8 protein-coding genes are annotated in these 6,000 nt (G+C 72.1%); 3 read left to right on the top strand and 5 right to left on the bottom strand.

Annotated features, from left to right (window positions below; all coding sequences use genetic code 11):
• Nucleotides 1–95 precede the first annotated feature (95 nt).
• From ACFYXE_RS11575 to ACFYXE_RS11565, 3 genes are all read right to left on the bottom strand, one after another.
• Complete coding sequence (locus ACFYXE_RS11575; protein ID WP_389311349.1) at nucleotides 96–752, bottom strand: class F sortase; 657 nt, start codon at nucleotides 750–752, stop codon at nucleotides 96–98.
• Nucleotides 753–851: 99 nt separating this feature from the next.
• The gene (locus ACFYXE_RS11570; RefSeq protein WP_389311347.1) at nucleotides 852–1,247 is read right to left on the bottom strand and encodes a hypothetical protein; all 396 of its coding nucleotides are present in this window, start codon (nucleotides 1,245–1,247) and stop codon (nucleotides 852–854) included.
• A gap of 224 nt (nucleotides 1,248–1,471) precedes the next feature.
• Entirely contained in the window at nucleotides 1,472–1,741 is a 270-nt protein-coding gene (locus ACFYXE_RS11565; protein WP_389311345.1) for a hypothetical protein, read from the bottom strand.
• A 195-nt stretch (nucleotides 1,742–1,936) separates the two neighbouring features.
• Between ACFYXE_RS11565 and ACFYXE_RS11560 the strand changes: the two genes are divergently transcribed.
• The 3 genes from ACFYXE_RS11560 to ACFYXE_RS11550 all read left to right on the top strand — a co-directional run bounded on the left by ACFYXE_RS11560 (nucleotide 1,937) and on the right by ACFYXE_RS11550 (nucleotide 3,816).
• Nucleotides 1,937–2,209 carry a hypothetical protein gene (locus ACFYXE_RS11560; protein ID WP_389311343.1) on the top strand — a complete coding sequence of 91 codons (273 nt, stop codon included), beginning with the start codon at nucleotides 1,937–1,939 and terminating at the stop codon, nucleotides 2,207–2,209.
• 154 nt (nucleotides 2,210–2,363) lie between these two features.
• A complete protein-coding gene (locus ACFYXE_RS11555) occupies nucleotides 2,364–2,762 on the top strand; it encodes a hypothetical protein (protein WP_389311341.1) in 399 nt (132 codons plus the stop codon).
• A gap of 187 nt (nucleotides 2,763–2,949) precedes the next feature.
• The gene (locus ACFYXE_RS11550) at nucleotides 2,950–3,816 is read left to right on the top strand and encodes a GNAT family N-acetyltransferase (protein ID WP_389311339.1); all 867 of its coding nucleotides are present in this window, start codon (nucleotides 2,950–2,952) and stop codon (nucleotides 3,814–3,816) included.
• A gap of 41 nt (nucleotides 3,817–3,857) precedes the next feature.
• Here the strand turns inward: ACFYXE_RS11550 and ACFYXE_RS11545 are convergent, their stop codons facing one another.
• Together ACFYXE_RS11545 and ACFYXE_RS11540 are read right to left on the bottom strand one after the other, a co-directional pair.
• Nucleotides 3,858–4,646, bottom strand: coding sequence for a sulfite exporter TauE/SafE family protein (locus ACFYXE_RS11545; RefSeq protein ID WP_389311337.1), 789 nt, complete (start codon nucleotides 4,644–4,646; stop codon nucleotides 3,858–3,860).
• Between the two features lie 237 nt (nucleotides 4,647–4,883).
• Nucleotides 4,884–5,933 (bottom strand): aldo/keto reductase, encoded by a 1,050-nt coding sequence (locus tag ACFYXE_RS11540; protein WP_389311335.1) that lies wholly within the window; start codon nucleotides 5,931–5,933, stop codon nucleotides 4,884–4,886.
• Nucleotides 5,934–6,000 lie beyond the last annotated feature (67 nt).

Below are 6,000 nucleotides of genomic sequence, written 5' to 3'. Positions count from 1 at the left end.
GGCCGCCCTCGTACTGGTGGTACGAGGGCGGCCCGGCCGTGCGGCGAGGTGCCGTGCCAGACGCCGCGGACCCGCGAAGATCGGAGAGACGCCCCCTAGGTCGCTCCGGTGAGGTGGGCGTAGACGACGACGTTGCCGGAATAGCCGTCGGTCTTGGTGTAGTTGCCGCCGCAGGTGATGAGGCGCAGCTCGGGGCGGGTCCGCTGGCCGTAGACCTTCGCGTCGGGGAAGTTGGTCCGCTCGTACTCCTCGACCCCGTCGACGGTGAAGTGCGCCGTGAGGCCGTCCGCGCGGGCCACCTCGATCAGGGCGCCCTTCTCCAGGGAACCCAGGCCGTAGAACACCGCCGGACCCCGCTGCGTGTCGACGTGTCCGGCGATCACGGCGGTCCCGGTGCTTCCCGGCATGATCCCGGCGGCATCCCAGCCTGCCAGGTCGGCGTCATCGGGCGGTGGCGGGTCGAGGCCGCCGCCGGCGTTCCTCGCCAGGTCGGTGAGCGGGGCGTCGACGTCGATGCTCGGGATGGCGATGCGGACGGGTGAGGCCTCGGGAAGCGAGGTGATCAGCGGGGGCGTCTCCGGGACCGGGTCGTGGGCGGCCTGCCCCTGGGCCGCGGTGGGTCTGGGCGGCGGCTTCGTCTCCTGGCCGTCGGTCATCCAGTTCACCAGACCCACGATCACGATGATGAAGAGCACCCACGAGGACGTCCGGCTCCGTACGGAACGGGCCGTCGATGAGGAGGAGTAGGCCATGGAATCGCCGTCCTTGCCCGAAGAGGTGCAGCGGTCCGGGCCCCGGCGGGTGAGTCCGCGCTCCGCCCGACGGGGCCCTTCGGACCACGGCGTGGGAGGTCAGCGCTGCCCGGCGGCCTTGCGTCGCGCGAGGAACACCGCACCGGCCGCACCGGCGGCCAGCACGGCCGCACCAGCGGCGAGCTCGGTCGGATCGGTGCTGCCGCCCTGGGCGCCACCCGACCCCGTCCTCATCCCGCCCCGCACCGCCGGATCGGTCGAGTCGCAGAAGCGCTGCGCGGTCGACGCGGCCATGTTGGCCTCGTCCTCCGCGGCCTTCTTGTCGGCCTCGGACGTATTCGGGTCGTTCCTGACCTCGTCGGCGTTCTTCTGGGTGATCTCCGCGTCGTCCAGCGCCTTCTGACAGCTCGGCGACACGGCCTGCGCGGTCGGAGCGGTGATCGCCAGCGCGGCCCCCGCGACAGCCAGCCCCGTCAGCACTCGTATGGAACGCATGTGTACCTCCAGCACCGGCGCGGCCCCCCGAAGCCTGATGCTCCGAAACATGTGTCCTGGCGTTGACCGCGCCTCTACCAACAGCCCTCCCGTCCCACGGCGTGCCGCTATCGCGGACACGCCGCACGTCCCTCGGGTGGCCCACAGGGATACGCCCGTCTTCCGCAGTCGGCCCGCTTCGCCTTCCACTGCGGCTCGCTTCGCCGCGCGCCGCGGAGCGCCCGTCACTCGTGGTGCTGCTCGTCGCGCCGGTCCCGGCTCCACCAGAACCCTTTCCGCTGCCGCCGGTAGCGACGGTCCCAGCGCTCCTCCCGGTCCCGGCGGTCGCGGTAGTCCTGGTAGTCGACGGCGCCGCCCCGGATGCGACCGCCCGAGCGCCGGTGACCGTGGTGGACGATCGCGTAGATCAGCACGGCGGCGACGACCCACCACCAGGCATTGAGGAATCCCAGGCCGACGAGGGCCGCGACGAGAACGACGAACAAGAGGATCACAGCAGGCTCCCCGCCGGAACGTGGCGTACGCGTACCGGGGGCCGGGGCCGCAGTCACCACGCTAGTCCTCCCGCGGGACCGTGGATACGCCCGGCCGCCCGCCAAGGGGCAGTCATGGTTGGGGCAGTCACGGTTCGGCACCTGCTGACGGGCCCCGAGGAGAACCCGCGCCGACGCCTGTGTCACGGTTTCCTCATGGAAAACGATTACGACAGGATCAGGGCCGGCATCGACTTCATGACCGCCTACGCCACCGGCAACGACAGCCTGACCCAGTACGTCGGCGAACAGCGCCGCGACAACCCCGCGGCCGCGGAGCAGATGCTGGACGGCACCGCGGCGCTCTGCGCGCTGCTGCTCCGGAAGGCCGCCGGCGACACCGGGCGCACCCAGCACGAGATCCTGCAGGAGCTCGCCCACGGCATCCAGGAGCACGAGCAGTTGGCCGAAGAGGGCCAGGGGGCATAGGCCCGGGACCGGACCAGGATGGTGCCGACGCGGCGCGCAGCCGCCGGTCGGGGCGGTGCGGAGGGGCAGCCTGGTGTGCCGACGGACGTTTCGTTTGGGCCTTACAGGTCAGGCGGCAGCAGAACACGTCAATGAGAAAGCTGGAGGCGTCGGCATGAATGATGGAGAAGGTAGGGCACTGCTGCCCGTCGAGTACCGGCTGACCGGCCGCCCCGCCTCCGTCGGAGAGGCTCAGCAGGCACTGGGCCGACTGCTCGACGGTCGTTTCCCGTCCTGCTCGGCATCAGCGCGCGCGGACACGCTGCTCGTCGTCTCGCAGCTCATCGATGCCGCGCAGCAGCACGGCATCGATGTCGCCGGCGTCACCGCGCGGGTCGGCGACGACTTGATCGACCTGCACGTGGAGTACGAGCCACAGACCGATGTCCAGGTCGAGAGTGCGCTGACCGACGGCTGGGCCTGGACCAACGCCGCTTCGCTCGCCGACAAGTTGTCGATCACCCAGTCCTCTGCCGAAGGACTCAAGGTCAGACTGCTGGTCCGCCTGCAGTGAGGGCCCCTGCTGCCGGCCGACGGCGGCCGGTGGGCGGCGGAGGGGGGCACGGGGTGCTCGGCAGGGCAGACGGGCGCCGCCGCCCTCGGACCTCGCCCAGGGTGTGTCCTGTCGATCCGCCCCGCCGTTCTGGCCGGCCGGGCAAAATCAGGTGCGCCCGACTGTCCCTGCGGTGTGGGATGTCGGCATGACCATTGTGCTGAACGAGCCTGACGTCGACGAACTGACCGGGGCGGTGGCTGCTCTCCGCGTCTGGCAGGACGACCGCACGCCGCTGCAGCTCCATCCGGGAGACCTCGGCTGGGCCTGGGCGCTGGGTGCGGAGAACCTCGCCGCGGCCGTCCGCACCTGGAGCGTGGACGGACGGATCATCGCCGTCGGATACCTGGACGGCCCTGATGTGCTGCGCCTGACGACCGCGCCGGACCTGCGGCAGGACGGCGATCTGGCGCGCCGGCTGCTGGCGGACCTCGATGATCCGGCGCGCGGGGTCCTGCCGGCCGGGAAGGTCGGCCTCGAGATCCCCGACGGCGCCCTGCTCCGCGAGGTCCTCTTGGAGGCGGGCTGGGAGCTGGACGAGGCTTGGACGCCGCTGAGCCGCGACCTCGCCGAGCCGGTGAAGGACTCCGGCCTGCGGATCGAGGTGGTCGGTCCGGAGACGGCGGGTGTGCGGACCGCGGTGCACCGCTCGGCGTTCGGCAGCCCGGCGTTCACCGAGGAGATCTGGCACGTCCTCGCGGCCGGCCCGGTCTACGCCGACGCACGCTGCCTGATCGGCTACGACGACCGGGACGAGGCGGTGGCCGCGGCGACGGTCTGGTCGGCGGGGCCCGGCCGACCCGGACTGCTGGAGCCGGTGGGCGTGCACGCCGACCATCGCGGTCGCGGCCATGGGACGGCGATCGGTATCGCCGCTGCGGCGGCGCTGCGTGACCTGGGCGCATCGAGCGCAATCGTCAGCACCCCGACCTCGAATGCTGCCGCCGTCGCCGCCTACAGGGCAGCGGGATACGAGCCGTCGGCCGAGCGGCTGGACGTCAGCCGAGCCGCCTGACCATCATTTGCGGACGATCGGGCGGGGCCCGGCCGGAGAGGTCAGGCCACCGCCTGGACGGCGTACAGGATGCCCACCCCCGCGGCCAGGGCGCCGAGCAGCAGACGCAGGGCTGTCTCCGGCAGGCGGGGCTGGAGGCGGGCCCCGACGTAGCCCCCGATGAGTCCGCCGACGCCGCAGGCGAGCCCCAGTTGCCAGTCGGGCGCCACGTCGCCGGGGCTGATCACGGCGAGCAGGGCGTAGCTGAGGGCGCCGACGACGGACGTCGCGAAGGTGGCCGCGAGCGCGGCCGGCGCCACCCGCGCGATCGGCATGCCCCGGCCGACGAGGACGGGGCCCAGCAGGGAGCCGCCGCCGATGCCGTAGATGCCGCCGACCATGCCGACGACGAGCGCCAGCCCGGTCAGGGATGCCTTGGAGGGCTCGGCCGGACGCGAGGGGCGAGCCTTGGCGGGGACGACCGCGCGCAGGCACAACCACATTCCCAGGGGCAGCAAGAAGGCCGCGATCAGCAGCCGGAAGATCCTCGGTCCCGGCAGGGCGACGACGCGGATGACGGCTCCGAGGACGACGCCCGGCAGTGTTCCCGCCACCAACCGCCGGGCGAGAGCACCTCGCAGCGCTCCGCTGGTCCGGTAGCGCCACAGGGCCCCCGGGCCGGCGACCACGTTGAAGAGCAAATTGGTGGGCGTCACGGCCGGGTTGGGCACCGAGAAGACGCTGAGTTGAACCGGCAGGAGGAACACGGCACCGGACACCCCCACGGGTGCGGTCACCGTGGCGATGGTCAAGCCGCACACCACACCGGCCAGCGCCGTCCAACCGTCCACGTCTCCCCCGTTCGCCGCTCGCCCGACCCGCCGCCCGCGCCAGTATCGTCGGCGCCCGCCGCGCCGAAGCCGGAGGGCTGCCACCGTCGCGCCGCCGGTCCCCGACGGGTCCCGGCAAGTGCCGTACGCGGTCCGCGAGTTGCTCGCCTGCGGGCGGCGCACCGGTCCCCGACCGTTCCGGGCGCAGGGCGGCGCAGGGCGGCGTGGTGTTTCGCGTGGCGGCGTCGGCCTGCCGGGTCAGACGTTGGCGTAGCCGGGGATCGAGGCCTTGATGCGCTCCAGCTCCCGCTCGTCGGAGACGCCCTGGAAGTCGTGGCGCGGGGTGTACGGGAGCTCCAGGCGGCGGGCTTCGTCGTCGGTGAGGTCCAGGTCGAGCGAGGCCACCGCGTCGTCGATCTGCCGGACGGTCCGGGCGCCGACCAGAGGGGCGGCGACGACGGGGTTGCGGCGCAGCCAGGCGAGGGCGACCTGGGCGCGGCCGACCCCCCGGGCCTCGGCGATGCTGCCGACCTCGTCGATGATCAGTCGGTCGCTGTCGGCGTTCGCCTTGTAGAGCATGTCGGCGAATCCGCCGTCGGTCGCCGCGCGGGCGCCGGAGTTCGCCTCGTCGAAGGGGCGGGCGAGACGGCCGCGGGCGAGCGGGCTCCAGACCATGGTCGCGACGCCCTCGTCGGCGCAGAGGGGCAGCATTTCGCGCTCCTCCTCGCGGGCCAGGAGGTTGTAGTGGTCCTGCATGGTCACGAAGCGGGCCCAGCCGTTGCGCTCCTGGAGGTGCAGCGCCTTGGCGAACTGCCAGGCGTGCATGGAGGAGGCGCCGAGGTAGCGGGCCTTCCCGGCCTTGACCACGTCGTGCAGCGCTTCGAGGGTCTCCTCGAGCGGGGTCTCGCCGTCGAAACGGTGGATCATGTAGACGTCGACGTAGTCGGTGCCCAGGCGGCGCAGGCTGGCGTCGATCTCGGACATGATCGCCTTGCGGGACAGGCCGCCGCCGTTCGGGCGCCCCGGGCGCATGGCGTGGCGGACCTTGGTGGTGATGACGACGTCGTCGCGGTCCGCGTAGTCCTTCAGGGCGCGGCCCAGAATCTCCTCGGACGAGCCGTACGAGTACATGTTGGCGGTGTCGAAGAAGTTGATGCCCGCGTCCAGGGCGTGCTTGATCAGGGGTCGGCTGGAGGTCTCGTCGAGGGACCAGACGGGGTGACCGCGGCCGGGCTCGCCGTAGGTCATGGCGCCGATGGCGACGGGGGACACGTCGAGGCCGGTACCGCCCAGCTTGATGTAACGCATGAGGGCTCCTACTGTGGGGACAACTAATCCGGAGAGCTCTCCGAATGCCCTGACGACGTTAACGGAG

The sequence above is a fragment of the Streptomyces sp. NPDC002564 genome, from assembly GCF_042889645.1.
Lineage (GTDB): Bacteria > Actinomycetota > Actinomycetes > Streptomycetales > Streptomycetaceae > Streptomyces.
Note: the sequence above shows the minus strand (reverse complement) of the source record. Positions and strands in the feature narration are given on the sequence as shown.

Excerpts from the sequence above, each read along its gene's own strand:
- ACFYXE_RS11540 (WP_389311335.1), bottom strand. The coding sequence starts at position 5,933 with ATGCGTTACATCAAGCTGGGCGGTACCGGCCTCGACGTGTCCCCCGTC.
- ACFYXE_RS11575 (WP_389311349.1), bottom strand. The coding sequence starts at position 752 with ATGGCCTACTCCTCCTCATCGACGGCCCGTTCCGTACGGAGCCGGACG.
- ACFYXE_RS11550 (WP_389311339.1), top strand. The coding sequence starts at position 2,950 with ATGACCATTGTGCTGAACGAGCCTGACGTCGACGAACTGACCGGGGCG.
- ACFYXE_RS11560 (WP_389311343.1), top strand. The coding sequence starts at position 1,937 with ATGGAAAACGATTACGACAGGATCAGGGCCGGCATCGACTTCATGACC.
- ACFYXE_RS11570 (WP_389311347.1), bottom strand. The coding sequence starts at position 1,247 with ATGCGTTCCATACGAGTGCTGACGGGGCTGGCTGTCGCGGGGGCCGCG.
- ACFYXE_RS11555 (WP_389311341.1), top strand. The coding sequence starts at position 2,364 with ATGAATGATGGAGAAGGTAGGGCACTGCTGCCCGTCGAGTACCGGCTG.